Annotated in this window: 15 protein-coding genes and 1 riboswitch; of the genes, 3 read left to right on the forward strand and 12 right to left on the reverse strand. The window is 63.8% G+C overall.

What is annotated here, in order from left to right; genetic code table 11:
• Window positions 1-23: 23 nt before the first annotated feature.
• The 3 genes from LB518_RS21180 to LB518_RS21190 are packed head-to-tail and all read left to right on the forward strand — an operon-like array spanning window position 24 to window position 2,467.
• Entirely contained in the window at window positions 24-854 is an 831-nt protein-coding gene (locus LB518_RS21180; RefSeq protein ID WP_224579807.1) for a sugar phosphate isomerase/epimerase family protein, read from the forward strand.
• Window positions 855-856: 2 nt separating this feature from the next.
• Entirely contained in the window at window positions 857-2,098 is a 1,242-nt protein-coding gene (locus LB518_RS21185) for a Gfo/Idh/MocA family oxidoreductase (RefSeq protein WP_224579808.1), read from the forward strand.
• Between the two features lie 36 nt (window positions 2,099-2,134).
• The gene (locus LB518_RS21190; RefSeq protein ID WP_224579809.1) at window positions 2,135-2,467 is read left to right on the forward strand and encodes a cupin domain-containing protein; all 333 of its coding nucleotides are present in this window, start codon (window positions 2,135-2,137) and stop codon (window positions 2,465-2,467) included.
• A 193-nt stretch (window positions 2,468-2,660) separates the two neighbouring features.
• On the opposite strand, the gene LB518_RS21195 is transcribed toward LB518_RS21190, so the two are convergent.
• The 12 genes from LB518_RS21195 to LB518_RS21250 form a co-directional block, all read right to left on the reverse strand.
• On the reverse strand, window positions 2,661-2,807 hold the full coding sequence (locus tag LB518_RS21195) for a DUF1127 domain-containing protein (RefSeq protein ID WP_224579810.1): 147 nt from the start codon (window positions 2,805-2,807) through the stop codon (window positions 2,661-2,663).
• 197 nt (window positions 2,808-3,004) lie between these two features.
• Window positions 3,005-4,600 (reverse strand): gamma-glutamyltransferase, encoded by a 1,596-nt coding sequence (gene ggt, locus LB518_RS21200; RefSeq protein WP_224579811.1) that lies wholly within the window; start codon window positions 4,598-4,600, stop codon window positions 3,005-3,007.
• A gap of 24 nt (window positions 4,601-4,624) precedes the next feature.
• On the reverse strand, window positions 4,625-5,407 hold the full coding sequence (locus tag LB518_RS21205; protein ID WP_224579812.1) for an N-acyl homoserine lactonase family protein: 783 nt from the start codon (window positions 5,405-5,407) through the stop codon (window positions 4,625-4,627).
• Window positions 5,404-6,360, reverse strand: coding sequence for a nucleoside hydrolase (locus LB518_RS21210; RefSeq protein ID WP_224579813.1), 957 nt, complete (start codon window positions 6,358-6,360; stop codon window positions 5,404-5,406). The genes LB518_RS21205 and LB518_RS21210 overlap by 4 nt, the downstream gene beginning before the upstream one ends.
• Before the next feature lie 40 nt (window positions 6,361-6,400).
• Window positions 6,401-6,829, reverse strand: a complete 429-nt coding sequence (locus tag LB518_RS21215; RefSeq protein WP_224579814.1) for a GlcG/HbpS family heme-binding protein — start codon at window positions 6,827-6,829, stop codon at window positions 6,401-6,403.
• A 109-nt stretch (window positions 6,830-6,938) separates the two neighbouring features.
• Window positions 6,939-7,937 carry an ABC transporter substrate-binding protein gene (locus LB518_RS21220; protein WP_224579815.1) on the reverse strand — a complete coding sequence of 333 codons (999 nt, stop codon included), beginning with the start codon at window positions 7,935-7,937 and terminating at the stop codon, window positions 6,939-6,941.
• A 52-nt stretch (window positions 7,938-7,989) separates the two neighbouring features.
• A complete protein-coding gene (locus LB518_RS21225; protein WP_224579816.1) occupies window positions 7,990-8,871 on the reverse strand; it encodes an ABC transporter permease in 882 nt (293 codons plus the stop codon).
• Window positions 8,872-8,900: 29 nt separating this feature from the next.
• The gene (locus LB518_RS21230) at window positions 8,901-9,743 is read right to left on the reverse strand and encodes an ABC transporter ATP-binding protein (protein WP_224579817.1); all 843 of its coding nucleotides are present in this window, start codon (window positions 9,741-9,743) and stop codon (window positions 8,901-8,903) included.
• Window positions 9,744-9,935: 192 nt separating this feature from the next.
• Window positions 9,936-10,043, reverse strand: a riboswitch (guanidine-I (ykkC/yxkD leader).
• A 334-nt stretch (window positions 10,044-10,377) separates the two neighbouring features.
• The gene (locus LB518_RS21235; protein ID WP_224579818.1) at window positions 10,378-11,505 is read right to left on the reverse strand and encodes a glycoside hydrolase family 172 protein; all 1,128 of its coding nucleotides are present in this window, start codon (window positions 11,503-11,505) and stop codon (window positions 10,378-10,380) included.
• A 47-nt stretch (window positions 11,506-11,552) separates the two neighbouring features.
• On the reverse strand, window positions 11,553-12,392 hold the full coding sequence (locus tag LB518_RS21240) for a carbohydrate ABC transporter permease (RefSeq protein WP_224579819.1): 840 nt from the start codon (window positions 12,390-12,392) through the stop codon (window positions 11,553-11,555).
• Window positions 12,385-13,335, reverse strand: a complete 951-nt coding sequence (locus LB518_RS21245; protein ID WP_224579820.1) for a carbohydrate ABC transporter permease — start codon at window positions 13,333-13,335, stop codon at window positions 12,385-12,387. Before LB518_RS21245 ends, LB518_RS21240 begins: the two co-directional genes overlap by 8 nt.
• Window positions 13,336-13,431: 96 nt before the next feature.
• Window positions 13,432-14,745 (reverse strand): ABC transporter substrate-binding protein, encoded by a 1,314-nt coding sequence (locus LB518_RS21250; protein WP_353619977.1) that lies wholly within the window; start codon window positions 14,743-14,745, stop codon window positions 13,432-13,434.
• Between the last annotated feature and the right edge of the window lie 80 nt (window positions 14,746-14,825).

Raw genomic sequence — 14,825 nt, forward strand, 5'->3', positions numbered from 1 at the left:
CGGCCGCTGGCAATAGGCATTTGATGGCAGGCGAACTGGCAATCAATCTGGCGACGACGCGTGGCAGTTGGGGCTTTGCCGAGGCTGCGGACGGCTGCCTGCAGCGCGGAATCTCGGCCATTGCACCTTGGCGAGACCAGATCGAGGCCATCGGGCTTGCCGAGGCGGCGCGGCTCGTCCAGTCGGAGGGCCTGCGTGTCACCGGCCTTTGCCGCGGCGGCATGTTTCCAGCTAAAACGGCGACGGGCCGTCAGGCGGCGATCGATGACAACAAGCGCGCCGTCGACGAGGCCGCGGCGCTTGGCGCCGCGTGCCTCGTCCTGGTTGTCGGCGGCTTGCCGGGCTCCAGCCGCGATCTTTCGGCGGCGCGGGCCATGGTCGAGGACGGTCTCGCCGCGATGCTGCCTCATGCGCGCAGCGTCGGCATGCCGCTGGCGATCGAGCCGCTGCATCCGATGTATGCTGCCGACCGCGCCTGCGTGAACACGCTCGACCAGGCGCTCGATCTGTGTGACCTCTTCGGAGAAGGGGTCGGCGTCGCGATCGACGTTTATCATGTCTGGTGGGATCCGAAGCTGCCGGCGGCGATCGCCCGCGCCGGACGCATGAACTGTATCCTTGCGCATCACATCTGCGACTGGCTGGTGCCGACGCGGGACATGCTGCTCGACCGTGGCATGATGGGCGATGGCGTGATTGATCTCGCCGACATCAGGCGGATGATCGAGGCGGCCGGCTATCATGGCCCCGAGGAAGTCGAGATTTTCTCGCGCGACAACTGGTGGCGTCAGCCGGGCGATACGGTGCTGGCGACCTGTGTCGAGCGCCATGCCAATCTACAGAACCAGGAATGACCATGAACGGGCAGGAACGCCGGCGCTATGCGCTGATCGGCACGGGCAATCGCGGCACGACGATGTGGGGCCGTGACCTGCTCGCCGGCTGGCGCCAGGAGGTCGACCTCGTGGCGATCTGCGACACCAATCCGCTTCGAGCAGAGCGGGCGCGGAGCATGATCAAGTCGAACGCGCCGATCTATACCTCGATCGAGGAAACGCTCGCTGCGGCGCGGCCTGAGCTTGCGATCGTCTGCACGCGCGATTCCAACCATGACGACATCATCGTGGCGGCCCTCGAGGCCGGTGCCGACGTCATCACGGAGAAACCGATGACGACCAGCATGGACAAGATCCGCCGCATCCGCGACGCAGAGCGACGCACCGGCAAGCGGATCGACGTGTCGTTCAATTATCGTTATGCGCCAACGGCGGCAAAGCTGAAGTCGCTGCTCGCTTCGGGCGCGATCGGCACGCTGACCTCCGTTGATTTTCACTGGTATCTGAACAACCAGCATGGCGCGGACTACTTCCGCCGCTGGCATGCCTATATCCAGAACTCCGGTAGCCTGTTCGTCCACAAGGCGACGCATCATTTCGATCTTCTGAACTGGTATATCGGCGCCGATCCGGAAGAGGTCGCGGCCTTCGGCGAACTGCGCCAATACGGCCGCAACGGTCCGTTTCGCGGGCCGCGCTGTCGCGATTGCAGCCATGCCGACGCGTGCGACTATTATTTCGACATGAGCGCAGACGAATTTCTCGATGAGCTCTATGAGGATCCATCAGAGATCGATGGGTATGTCCGCGATGGCTGCGTCTATCGCGAGGACATCGATATCTTTGATACAATGTCGGCGACAATCCGCTATCAGAATGCGGTCACGGTCTCTTATTCCCTGAATGCCTTTATGCCGATCGAAGGCCATGCCATCGCCTTCAACGGTACGCGTGGCCGCATCGAACTGCGTCAGTTCGAGAAACAGCCCTGGCAGACGCCGGAGCATGACGAGATCCTGCTGGTCCGCTCCTTTGGCGGAGGCGTCGAACGGATCAAGGTCCCGCATGCGGGCGGAGGCCACTTCGGCGGCGATGATCTGATGCGCTCGATGATCTTCCGCGATGGGGCCGATCCGCTCGGTCAGCGCGCCGATAGCCGCGCCGGCGCGATGTCGGTCATGACCGGGCTTGCGGCGCTCGAGAGCGCTACCACGGGTCGCATGGTCCAACTATCGGAGCTTGGGCCGATCGACGGGCCTTAGGCCATCGGCCGCTTCGGATCGCAGGAGGAGGAAACTATGACGGAAGTGAAGCTGTTTGCGGCGCCGGGCGAGGGTGCTCTGGTCCCGCTCGGGACGAGCACCCGGCGCGTGCTGGTCGATCTGCCTGAACTGATGCTGGTCGAATTCAGTTTCGAAGCCGGTGGCATCGGCGCGCTGCATGCCCATCCGCATGTGCAGAGCAGCTACGTCGCCGAGGGGCGGTTTGAGGTCACGATCGGTGATGTCACGAAGGAGATCGCTGCAGGTGGCGCCTTCATCGTGCCGTCCGGCGTCACGCATGGCGTCAAGGCGCTCGCGGCGGGCCGGCTCGTCGACAGCTTCACGCCACGTCGCGATGATTTTCTCTGAAGAAGGCCACACCGCCGAGGCGGAGCAGGACGGAGAACGACGCTCTGTTATTTCAGCGCCGAAAATGAAAAACGCCCGCCGGGGAGGAGATCGGCGGGCGTTCTCATAAAGGGCGGCGAAGCGAGGGAGGAGGTTCGCTGGCCGCCAGATCGCGAGGACGAGGGAGGAGGTTCGTCCTGGCGAATCTCTTGAATTAGTAGCCGACCGCGCGACGGGCGACCTGATTGATATCGGCGCGATCGATACCGAGATCTGCGAGTTCGCGCTTGGTCAGCCGCGACAGCTCGCTGTAGGTCTCGCGATACTTACGCCAGTTCTTGAAGCCGTTGACGAGGTTCATCTCGGCGTCCTTCTGGATCGGGGTGGTGTCGTCCGGCTCTTGTTCCGCACGACCGTTCTTGATTGAGAATTTAGTCCCCCTGATCGAAATTGAGCAGCGCTAAAAAATGCATGGCAGGCCTGCGCATGATGCATTGCAACAGTCATTCGTGTTGCAATGCTGCAGCGCGAAATCGGTGACTATCGGTCGTCTCCGCTTCAGTATCCGAGCGCGATGCCGTCCTTGCGATGATCCGTGGCGCCGAGCAGCGCGCCGTTCTCGTCATCGATCGCGATCGCCTGGCAGCCGCCAATCGGCGTGTCGCTGACATCGACCGCGTGGCCATATCCGGCAAGGGCTTTCGCCACAGCCGGATCGAAGGTGCTTTCGAGGCTGAGGACGCCATCGAAGGCGAAGCTGCGCGGCGCATCGGATGCGGCCTGCAGCGCCTTGCCGCGATCGACCACTTCCGAGACGAAATGCGCGTGGCCGGCCGCCTGATATTGGCCGCCCATCACGCCGAACGACATCACGAGGCGGTCGTCCCGTGTCAGCATGCCGGGAATGATGGTGTGCATCGGCCGCTTGCGGGGGCCGATCGCGTTCGGATGGCCTTCGGTCAGGCGGAAGCTGGCGCCCCTGTTCTGCAGCACGACGCCGGAGCGCGGAGCATAGTGCCCGCTGCCGAAGGCCCAGAAGATCGAGTTGATCAGCGAAATCGCGTTTCGGTCGCGGTCGACGACAGTGAGATAGACCGTGTCCTTGTGGGGTGTCTCGTCGGTAGGCGGCTGGGAGGCGGTGGCGCGGCGGGGGTCGATCGCGGCACGGATCGGCGCGATGCTCGCCTCCGAGAGCAGCGCCTCGACATCGACAGGCGTCACATCGGGATCGCCGATCGTGGCGTCGCGCAGCCGATAGGCGGCCTTTGTCGCCTCGGCGAGGAGGTGCACACGACCCGCTTCGTCGACCGCTGCCTCGGATAGATCGAACCCTTCGAGAATGCGAAGGATCAACAGTGCCGTGATGCCCTGGCCGTTCGGCGGGCATTCATGCAGCCGGTAGCCGCGATAGGCAGCGCTGATCGGCGCGAGATAGTTGGAGGTCTGCGCGGCGAAATCCTCGCGCGTCAGGAGACCCCCGCGCGCCGTGAGAAGGTCCACGATTTCCTCGGCGATCGCGCCTTCATAGAAGGCGGCGCGGCCCTTTTCACCGATCGCCCGCAGCGAAGCGCCGAGGGCCGGATGCTCCATGCGCTCGCCGGCGCGGGGCGCGCGGCCATCGATCAGGAAGCGTTGCATCGCGGCTTCGTCATGGGCAAGGCGGCCGACATTGGCGGCCCAGTCATGCGCGACGCGGGGCGTTACGCGGTAGCCCTTTTCGGCGGCGGCGATGGCGGCCTCAAGAACGGTCGCGAGTGGCATCGAGCCGTAATCTTCGGAAAGACGGCACCATGCGTCGACGGCACCCGGCACAGTGACCGCATGGACGGAGCGATCGCCGATCTCGGTGATACCTTGCGCCTTGAACCAGCTGGGTTCAGCGGCCTTCGCGGCCCGACCGGATCCGTTGAGGGCGATCGGCAGACCGCCTTTCGCCGAATAGAGCGCGAAACAATCGCCGCCAATGCCGGTCATCAGCGGATCGACGACGCATTGGACCGCGACGGCGGCCAGCGCCGCATCGACCGCATTGCCGCCTCTGCGCAAGATTTCGATCGCTGCCAGCGTCGCGGCCGGATGTGAGGTCGCTACCATGCCGTCGGCGCCGATCGCCGTCGAGGCGCCGGTCTTCACAAAGTTGCGTTCCGTCTTCATGGCTCTGCCCTCGTCCGTCTGCCGTCAGTGATAGAAGAGCGGCGCGAGCCGCGCGCGCTGCACGAAACCTGGATCATGCAGCGGAACCAGTTCGCCGCCGGTCTCGCGCGCGATGGCGTTGAGGCGGCGAATGCTGCCGAGCGCAGCCGGATCGTCCATGCTGGAGCCGAGCACCTCGCGATCGAAATTCTCGAGGAGATCGGCGACGTCGCCGACTAGAATCTTTACACCGTCCTGCGGCAGCCGAACGACCGCAGATTGATGGCCGGGCTGATGGCCGCGCGTCAGCACGAGGTCGAGGCCAGGCATCAGCGTCATATCGCCGTCGACGATGTTCCAGCGAATGGCCGGATCAGCGTATTCCGCGTAATTCATGCGGCGCGTGTCAGCCATCGCCGCAGCATGTTCCAGCTTCTGGATCGTCACGCGGGCGTTCGGGAAGGCGCGCAGATGGCCGGTATGATCGCCATGGGCGTGGCTGAGCACGATCTCGATGACATCGGCCGGGTCGACCCCGAGCCCGGCAAGCTGCGTCAGCACCTCATGCTCCGGCAACACGACGGGCGGGCTCGGGAAGGTGGCGTTGACATAGCGCGCGGCGGCTTTGACCGGATCGGCCAGCCCGGCGCTATCCAGGCCAGTATCGAACATCACATAGCCGTGCGCCGTCTCCATGAGATAGCAGCAGATCGGCACCGCGAGGATAACATTCGGCTGCTCGCCGCGAATGCAACCCGATTTGCGGATGATCTCATAGCCGGCGAGAAGGATGTAGAGCTTGCGGACGTCCGTCTGGGGCCCGGTCATGCCGCCGCGCCTCCAAAGATCTCCTTCAGCAGCGCGATGAAGCGCGGGCCGTTGGCGCCGAACGCGACATGGGTGTTTGCCGGTGCGTCGCCACGCTTGTTGACGTCGAAGACGGTGCGGCCGACCGTGTGGATCCCCGCCGTCTCGACGGCGACGTGGATGTGACGGGTTTCGATGATCTCCGGCTCGACGAGATAGGCGACGCAGACCGCGTCATGCACCGGCGCCGATCCCAAAGTCTTCATCGGCTGGGTGGAATCATAGCCCTTGATGCGCTGGCTGATGAAACGGGAGGCCGCAATGCCGGCATTGGTGCCGAGCGCTTCAAGCGCGCCGCAATCGCTGCCCGAGACGAGCGCCTGGAACGTCGCGTCGAGCGGCACCAGCACGCGGCGGGCGAATGGCGCCTCGAAGACAATGGCCGCGGCTTCGGGATCGGCCCAGATGTTGAATTCGGCTGATGGCGTGACATTGCCCGTATAGTGGGCGCCACCCATGATCACCAGCTCGGGTACGTTCCGGGCAAAGTTCGGATCGGCGGTGATCGCCGCCGCGATATTGGTGAGCGGGCCGACCGGGACGAGCACAATCTCCTCGGTGGCGGCGCGGAAGGTCTCGATCAGGAATTCGACGGCGTTCTTGTCGCCCTTGCGGCTGGTTGGATCCGGCACCGGCAGCGTGTTCACATGCATGCCGCCGTCCTTCTTGATCGCGCGCGGGACCGGAAAGTCCGCGCGGAGGATCGGCTTCGGGCAGCCTTCATAGACCGGGACGTCGCCACGGCCGATGAAATCGAGCGTGCGCAACGAGTTGTCGGTGCAATAGCCGATCTCGACATTGCCGTTCACTGTCGTGACGGCGAGGAGGTCGAGCTCCGGATGCAGCGCGGCCAACATGATGGCGACGGCATCGTCCGTGCCGGTATCGACGTCGAGGATCAGCTTGCGCGGCAAGGTGCGGCTCCTGTGACTTGCTTGGTTTGTTGGTGAACGGTCAGTCCGGCATGCGCTCGGCGGCGCCGATGGCTGCGAGCCCGGCGCGGGCGATGGCGATGTCCTCGTCATCAGGCGCCGAGCCGATGCCGATGCCACCGACGCAGATGCCGTCGATGACGATCGGCAGGCCGCCGGCCATATTGGTGAGCTGCCCATCCGAGGCAAGGGCGAGGCTCATCGCCAGCTCGCCGTCGATCTCGGTGGTCGGGCGGCGGTGAGATGCGGCGCTCTTCGCCTTGTTGGTGGCGGTGGTGAGCGAAAGGAACTTGGCCCCATCCATCCGGATGGCTGAGAGGAGGACGCCGCTCTCGTCGACGATGACGATGTTGACCTGCCAGCCGATCGCTTCTGCCTTGGCAACGGCGGCCTGGAGGGCCGACAGCGCGGCGGCGTGGGTGAGCTTGAGGCTCGGTCTGGTGGCGGCCATGGTCGTTTCTGTCCCTGCGGATTTCAATTGAGCCCGGGCCAGGATCGCGTCGCGAATCCGGCCCGGGTCATCATGTCGTCAGGCGGCGCCTGATCCAACGGATTTCGGCTCAGAGGAATTCCGGATCGAAGACGTCCTTGTAGGGAACGTCTTCCTTGAGCACGCCCGAGATGGTGATGATGCTCTTGGTCTTTTCCCATGCTTCTTCAGGCATCGAGCCGTCCTGCTGCCACATGTCGTTGTTGCGGGCGCGGGTCAGGATCGCGTCGAGGTCGTCCTTCGGCAGCGTCGGGAATTCCTCAGCGGCGATGGCGCGCATCTCGGCTTCGTTGGTGAAGACAAGATCGAGCGACTTCTTGGTTGCTGCGACGACGGCCTTGGCGAGTTCGGGATCGGCCTTGATCGTGGCCTCGGGCAGGTTGACCGTAGTCCAGGCGAAGAGGCCGAGCTCCTTCGGCATCGATGCGAAGGGCTCCTGCCAGATGCCGGCCTTCACGCCCTGCGCGATGAACGGCTCGTAGACCATGGCGAGATCCGCCTCGCCATTCTTCATCGCCGCGACGCGGCCGGCATCGGTCGCGATCTCGAGCATGACGAAATCGGCGCGCGGATCGAGGCCGTCGCGCTTGGCGAGATAGAGCAGGATCGAATTGTCGGTCGAACCGCGCGTGCCGACGGCGATCTTCTTGCCCTTGATATTCTCGGCGAAGCTCTTGGCCGGGTCGATCGTCACGCCGGTGCGGGCGCTGACGAAGGAGTTGGCGCGGTTCGAGAGAGCGATGATGGCGCGGATCGGCTTGCCGCCCTTCACATTGGCGAAGGCGATATGCTCGGGGCCGCCGATATAGGCGTCGGCATTACCAGACTGCACGGCCGCCATTGCCTTGCCGCCGCCTTCCGAGGTGACGATCTGGACGTCGAGGCCGGCTTCTTTGAAGTAGCCCTTGCGGATGCCGACATAGAAGGGCAGCGAGTCGGCAGAATGGCCGGGCTCGGTGACGATGAATTTGCGCAGATCGGCACGGGCGGAAAGGCTGCCCCCGATCATGCTGGCGGCGCCGAGGCCGGCGGCCCCTGCGAGGATCTGGCGGCGATTAAGCTGAACCATGTTGCTGTTCCCTGTCTCTGGAGTGGTTGTTTCTGTGTAGTGGTAGATAGAGCTAGATCGTCTTGACGTTTTGTCCCCTCGTGAACTTGTGCTCAAGCCAATTGACGGCGCCGTAGAGCACGATCGCCAGAAGAGCCAGAATAATGATGCCGACCCAGATCAGCGCCATATCGTAGGTGGAGCCGGCATACATGATGATCTTGCCGAGGCCGTACTGGGACGAGATGAATTCACCTGCGATGGCGCCGGCGAGAGCAAGGCCAATATTGATATGCAGCGATGACGTGATCCACGGCATGGCCGAGGGCACCACGATCTTCAGGAAGACATCGCGCCGCCTTCCGCCGAGCGAGAGCGTCAGCTTGACGAGGTCGTCATCGACGGCGCGCACCCCGGCATAGGCAGCAAGCGCCGTGATCACCGCGGTGAAGGCAACGGCGAGCGCGATCTTCGAGGATATGCCGATACCAAAGATCAGGATGATCAAGGGCCCGAGCGCGATCTTCGGCACGGCGTTGAAGACGACGATATAGGGCTGCACCACCGCGGCGGCATTGATCGACCACCACAGGCTGAGGCCGATGACGGCGCCGATCGCCGAGCCGAGCAGAAAGCCGATGATCGTTGCCTTGAAGGTGAACCAGGTATCCTGGAACAGCGTCCCTTCGCCAATCACGATGATAAAGGCGTGGTAGATGCGGGAGGGCGAGGACCAGAAGAACGGATCGATGAGGCCGAGCCGTGTCGCAAGCTCCCAGCCGCCGATGAGCGCGATGAAGATCGCGACCTGCAAGGTCCAGATCGAACTGCGTTTCCAGGATTTCTCGTGGGCGATGATGACGCCCTTGCGGCGAAGCGGGCGCTTCAGATGGGCGGCCGGCGAACTTGTCGTCGCTACGGCTGGCGGAAGGTCGCTCAAGACGTTGTCGGTCATCGGATGAGCCTTTCGGTCATGGGCCATGCTCACGCGGCTTCGCTGTCGGCGGGCTGACCACCCGAAAAGAGCAGGTCGAGACAGCGTTCCTTGGCGCGGATGAATTCAGGGGCGGTGACGACGTTGCGGCCGCGCGGACGCGGGAGCGGCACGTCGAAGCGATCGGCAATGCGACCGGGCCTTGGCGAAAGCACGCAGATCTCGTCCGAGAGGAAGATCGCCTCGTCGACGTCATGCGTGACGAAAAGGACGGTGCGGCCGAAATCCTTCCACAAGGTCAACAGCCATTCCTGCATGCGGAAACGCGTCTGCGCGTCGAGCGCGGCGAAGGGCTCGTCGAGGAGGATGACGTCGTTGTTGCAGAGGAGCGTCCGCAGCAGCGCGGCGCGCTGGCGCATGCCGCCGGAGAGGCTGGCCGGATAATGCGTCTTGAAGCGTCCGAGGCCGTAGCGATCCATCAGAGGCTCGGCGACAGCGCGCGCCTCGCGGCGATCGACGCCCTGGATTTCGAGGCCGAAGATCACATTGTCGAGGATCGTCCGCCATGGAAGCAGCAGATCCTTCTGCAGCATGTAGGAAACGAGCCCGGCACGGCCGGTGATGTCCTCGCCATCAAGAATGACGCGGCCGGCGCTTGGCTGCAGCAGCCCGGCCATGATGTTGAAGAGCGTTGACTTCCCGCAGCCGGACTGGCCGATCAGGCTGACAAAGGAGCCGGGCGCGACGTCGAGCGTGATGCCCTCGATTGCCTTCACGGGTGGCGCGCCCCCGGTGCGGAACTCGTGCGTCAATCCGTCGAGCCGCAGTTTGGGACGAAGCGCCGATGGTTCGGCATTCGGCGGTGCCGGTTCGGCCAGGGTCGATCGGGGCATGCGCGTGTCTCCTTCAAACGGATCGGTTGTGGGAGAGGGCAAGCGTCGCCAGCCGCTGGGCCGCGGTCGATATCCGGCCAGACGGCGCATAGGCCGCGTTCCGGATTTCTGGCGTCGATAATGAAAATGACAGCATGGCGTCACCCTCGATCCCATCTGGGTCCGGCCATGTGGCCTTCCCCATCCTGTGAGATCTCCCGGGTTTTTATCCCGCCGTGCATCGGTGCGGATTTCTCCCGCCCCGACTGCAGCTCTCGGTCCTGCGCACCACGACGTGCCGGATCCCTAGCCGCTAAGCTCGCAAAGTCTGACGCAAACCGCGTGCCAACTGTGAGTCGCTGGTATTTTGCCGATCATGGCAGGGCGGGCAGCCGGCGCGCGGCCTCAGTCTGTCCAGACTGATGCGAACGGTTGCGCCTGCGCCCAAATGTTCGAACAATGGGTCATTGTCGCATATCGGCGCTCAAGCGCCACGAAAGTGACCGCAAAGGCAGCGATCAGCCGAAATCGTGGACGTTATCGCTGTCCTGAGGATGCGCGTCGGTCTCGATGCCTAAAGCAACGGCATCGAGACCCTGGAGATGACTGGGCGGACCTTCGAGGAAGGCCAGGGTCTGGCCTCTCCCGTCGCCTGTCAGATCACTTCGAGGAAATCGCGATGCGCCAGGGGCGGGAAGGGCGCATGCGGCAGCGTCTGGTACCAGAAGGCGACCGAGGCGATGTCGTCCTGCAGCGGCAGATAGCGACGATCCTTCTTTTCGGTGCGCCAGCCGATCGCCTGGATGGTGATCCGCAGATCCTCGTTGAAGCGGATCGGATCGGCGATATGCCAGCGATACATGCCGAAGCGTTGCTGCGAGCGGTAGACGCCGTCGGGGCGCAATACCTGCGGCAGGCCGGCATAGGCGGTTGTGTATTCGCGATAGGCACTGACCATGGTCGGGTCGATGACGCCGCCATCAAAATTATACGCGCCGCAGAAATAGTCTTCGGTTCCGGTGCCGCAGATGGTCGGGTAATCGCGATCGCCATCCATGAAGAACTTGATTTCGCCCTCGCCCCACCAACCGGCATTGTTGGTGCCCCAGGCCATGTAGGTGCCGACATATTGCCCGCGGCCTTTCACGCCATCGAGGATGGTGTAGTCCTCCATGAAGGGGAGCGGGTTGGTGCGGCGAAACTGCGCGTGGAAATAGGCGACATCGTCGGGCACCTCAGTGAGCGTATAATTCACCTGGTAGTAGACGATGGCGTAGTCCTCGGGATCGCGGTTCTCCAGCGTGATCCGGCAATGGCGGCGGAAGGGCATTTCCCAATAGCAGTTGAAAGCGCGGCCGGGATTGACGCAGACGGCGAGGGACGACACCTGCGCATACTGGTTCCAGCCCGAGCAGAAGAAGTCGCCGAGCGGCGCCTCCACCGAGGGGTTTTCCTGTCCGTCCCAATAGATGCGGAGGATCAGGTCGCGCCAGCGCACATTGGCCGGCGTGATCCAGATCTGCTGAATCGCGCCGGATCCCTCGATCTCGGCGATGGTCCTCACTTCGCCGGCTTCCATGCGGATCGAGGGCGAAACCTTCCAGCCGCGGCCCGAACCGTCGGCGCCGAGGCCGCGCGCGCAGCTGGCGCCGGTGCCCTCCGTCGCCATGCCGCCTTTGCCCTTGGCGCCGTTGAAATTCTCCGGGCTGATCGAGCGCGTCACCGCCTGCGATAGCCGTGCGAGATTGCCCATATGCATGCCGAGACCGGAGAAGCCTGCCATCTTTGAAGTTCCATCTGTTCTGGTTGGGAGCGAGCGGCGCGCGGGCCCTATTTCAGGCCGCTGGTCTTGATCGATTCCATGATCTGGCGCTGGAAGATGACGAAGATCACCAGCATCGGCGCGGCGACGATGGTCGAGGCGGCCATGATGTAGTTCCAGGACGCCGAGTACTGGCTCTTGAAGTTCGCGATGCCGACCTGGACGACCCAGAGGCTGCTGTCAGACGCGACGGTGAGCGGCCACAGGAACGAGTTCCAGTTGGCGAGGAAGAACAGGATCGCCAGCGAGGCGACGATCGGCCGGCTGAGCGGGAGGATGACGCTCCAGTAGATGCGCCAATAGCCGGCGCCATCGATCAGCGCCGCCTCTTCGAGTTCGCGCGGTAGCGACAGGTAGTATTGGCGCAGCAGGAAGATGCCGAACGCGTTGAAGATCGCCGGCACGATCAGCCCGGCATAGGTGTTCAGCATGCCCATCCAGCGCACGAGAATGAACAGCGGCACGATGATGACGGGCAGCGAGACCAAGAAGGTCGAGAAGATCGCCAAAAAGATCGTCTCGCGGCCAGGGAAGCGCAGCCGCGCCAGCGCATAGCCGGCCATGGTGTGGAACCAGAGCGCCAGCACCGTCACCACCACCGAGACGAAGAAGGTGTTGGCGAGGTAGCGCAGGAACGGCACCTCCGTCAGGACATAGATGACATTGCCGAAGGTCGGCGCCTTCGGAACGAGGTTGGGGCTGAAGACTTCGGTCTGACCCTTGAACGCGATCGAAACCATGTAGACGAGGGGAAAGATGGTCATCAGCGCGAGGACCAGCGTCACTGCCATCCAGACGCCACGGACGATCGTCGCCTGGCGGGGTGCGAAAAAGACGGAGCTATTCATAATCGAAGCGTCCGCCGCGCGTCAGGAAGAACAACAGGCCCGTCAGCAGCATCAAGACGATGACGAGGATCGAGGACATGGCGGCAGCGTAGCCGAATGCGCTGTACTGGAACGCCTGCTGGTAGATGTAAGTGATCATCACGGAGGTCGCGTTGGCCGGTCCGCCGCGCGTCATCACATAGATGAGGTCAAACGCCTGCGAGCCGGCGACGGCGGCGACGAGCGAGACCAGCAGCACGAAGAAGCTGGTCGGGCGCAGCAGCGGCATGGTGATGTGCCAGAATTGCTGGCGCGGCGCGGCACCATCGATGGTCGCGGCCTCGTAATATTGCCGCGGGATGTCCTGGAGACCGCCCAGGAAGATCATCATGTAGAAGCCCATCAGGAACCACACCGTGACGAACACGGTGGTGATGAGCGCGAGGCTCGGGTTGCCGAGCAGTGAAACGCCGCTGATCCCGAAGAATGAAAAGATGCGGGCGAAGAGGCCGATCTTGTCGGCGGAGAGGAACTGCCAGATCACGGCGATGACGACGAGGCTGACCATCTGCGGCGCGAAGAACATCGAGCGCATCACGGCATTGAAGCGGTTCGTCCGCTGGACGAGCAGAGCGAGGCCGAGGCCGGCGACATAGAGCGAGGGGACGAGCAGGACGACATAGATCGCTGTTACCCGGAGGCAGTGCCAGAAGAGTGGATCGGCGGCCATGCGCCGGTAGTTGGCAAGGCCGACAAAGGCGAAGCTGCCGAAGCCGTTGACGTCGAACACGCCGATGATCAGCGCGAACAGCATCGGTAGGCCGACGAACAGGATGAGGCCCACCGTATCGGGCAGGATGAAGAGATAGGCGGCGATCCACTCGCGCGTCCGGGCGTCGCTCATTCTGCGGCGCGGGCGGGTCCGCGCGGCGGCAACCGTCATGCTGCTGGTATCGACGGACATGGCTCTTCCAGCTCGTGAGAAAAGGGGCCTCGCCGGCCGGAGGGAAACCGGCGAGGCAGGCGCTGTCCCGGGACGGGCCCCAGGGCTGCGCTGCTGTCAGAGCATCGGTGCGCCCTTGTAGGTGGCAAGGAAGGCGTCGAGCTGCTGCGAGGCGGCTGCTGCGGTCGCCTGGGGATCGGCGCCGCCGAGCTGCGTCTGCTGGATGGCGTCGGAGATGATCTTGTAGACTTCCGGCGGCAGACGCGGCTCGCCGCGCGTTCCCGGCAGGATGTCGCGGCTGAAGATGCCGAGATTGCCCTTCTGGAACGCTTCGCCGCCAAGTTTCAGGGCGCTGGTGCGGGTCGGCATGTCGGACTTCGCGACCGTGCACCAGTCGACCTCGCGCTGGATGGAATCCTTCTCCATCGAGGCGAGCGCCCAGGCGACGAACTTGCCCGACTGCTCAGTGTTCGCGCCCTTGGCGTTGGCGACGAAAGCCCAGCCGCCGCCGACAGTGACGTATTTGCCGCCAGCCGGGACCGGCAGCTTGAAGATGCCGTAGGGAACGTCCTTGGCGTTGTTGTCCATCGCCGAGATGCCCCAGATGCCGACATTCTGCATGGCGCAATAGCCGGAGCCGAGATTGGCCGCGATGTCGCCGCCGCCGCCGCCGAGCAGCTGCCGCGGTGCGGCGCCCGAATTGATCGCGTCCTGCCAGAGCTTCAGAGCCTGCACGACGCCCGGCGAATTGAAGGCGCTCTTGCCGCTCGCGTCCTGGAATTCACCACCGCCCTGCCACATGAACGGATACCAGGTGAAGTTCTGGTAATAGCCGGGATTGGTTTCGAACAGCACGCCATAGCGATCGCCGGTCGTCAGCTTCTTGGCGACCTCGAGCAGTTCGTCCCAGGTCTTCGGGATGTCGCTTTCGCCGAGCTTGGCGTCTTCGAAGGCTTTCTTCGAATAGTAGAAGGCCATCGGCTCCAGTTCCATCGGAACGCCGTAGATCTTGCCGTCCACCTTGCGCGATGCGATGACGCCTTCGGGGAAGTCAGCCTGTGCCTCCGCCGTGATGAAGGGCGTCAGGTCGAGCAACACGCCGCCATTGTAATAGCGCAGGAAATCGCCGGGCGAGATGACGAAGATGTCGGGACCCTGGCCCGAGGCGAAGGCCGTCGAGAGCTTGGAGCCGCTCATATATTCCGAGTTCGGCACATAGACGAGTTCGACCTTGGTCTCGTTCTGGGCATTCCAGCTGTCGACCATGGTCGTGAACCAGTCGACCTGCGGCTTCACCTCGCCGCCAGGGGCGTAGAACTGCCAGAATTTGAGCGTCTCGGCCGCGTAGGCGCGCGAGACATAGGGCGCCGAAAGCACGGCGCTTCCAGCGATCGCCGCGCTGCCGGCGAGCAGGGAGCGACGGGTCGGCATCAGCAGGGACGAGCGGGGCGAGCCCGCGGAACGGTCGAACTTGGTCAAGGCGTCTTCCTCCGTTAGGCTGCCGCTTCTTT

The organism is Mesorhizobium sp. BR1-1-16, assembly GCF_020165495.1.
Classification (GTDB): domain Bacteria; phylum Pseudomonadota; class Alphaproteobacteria; order Rhizobiales; family Kaistiaceae; genus Kaistia.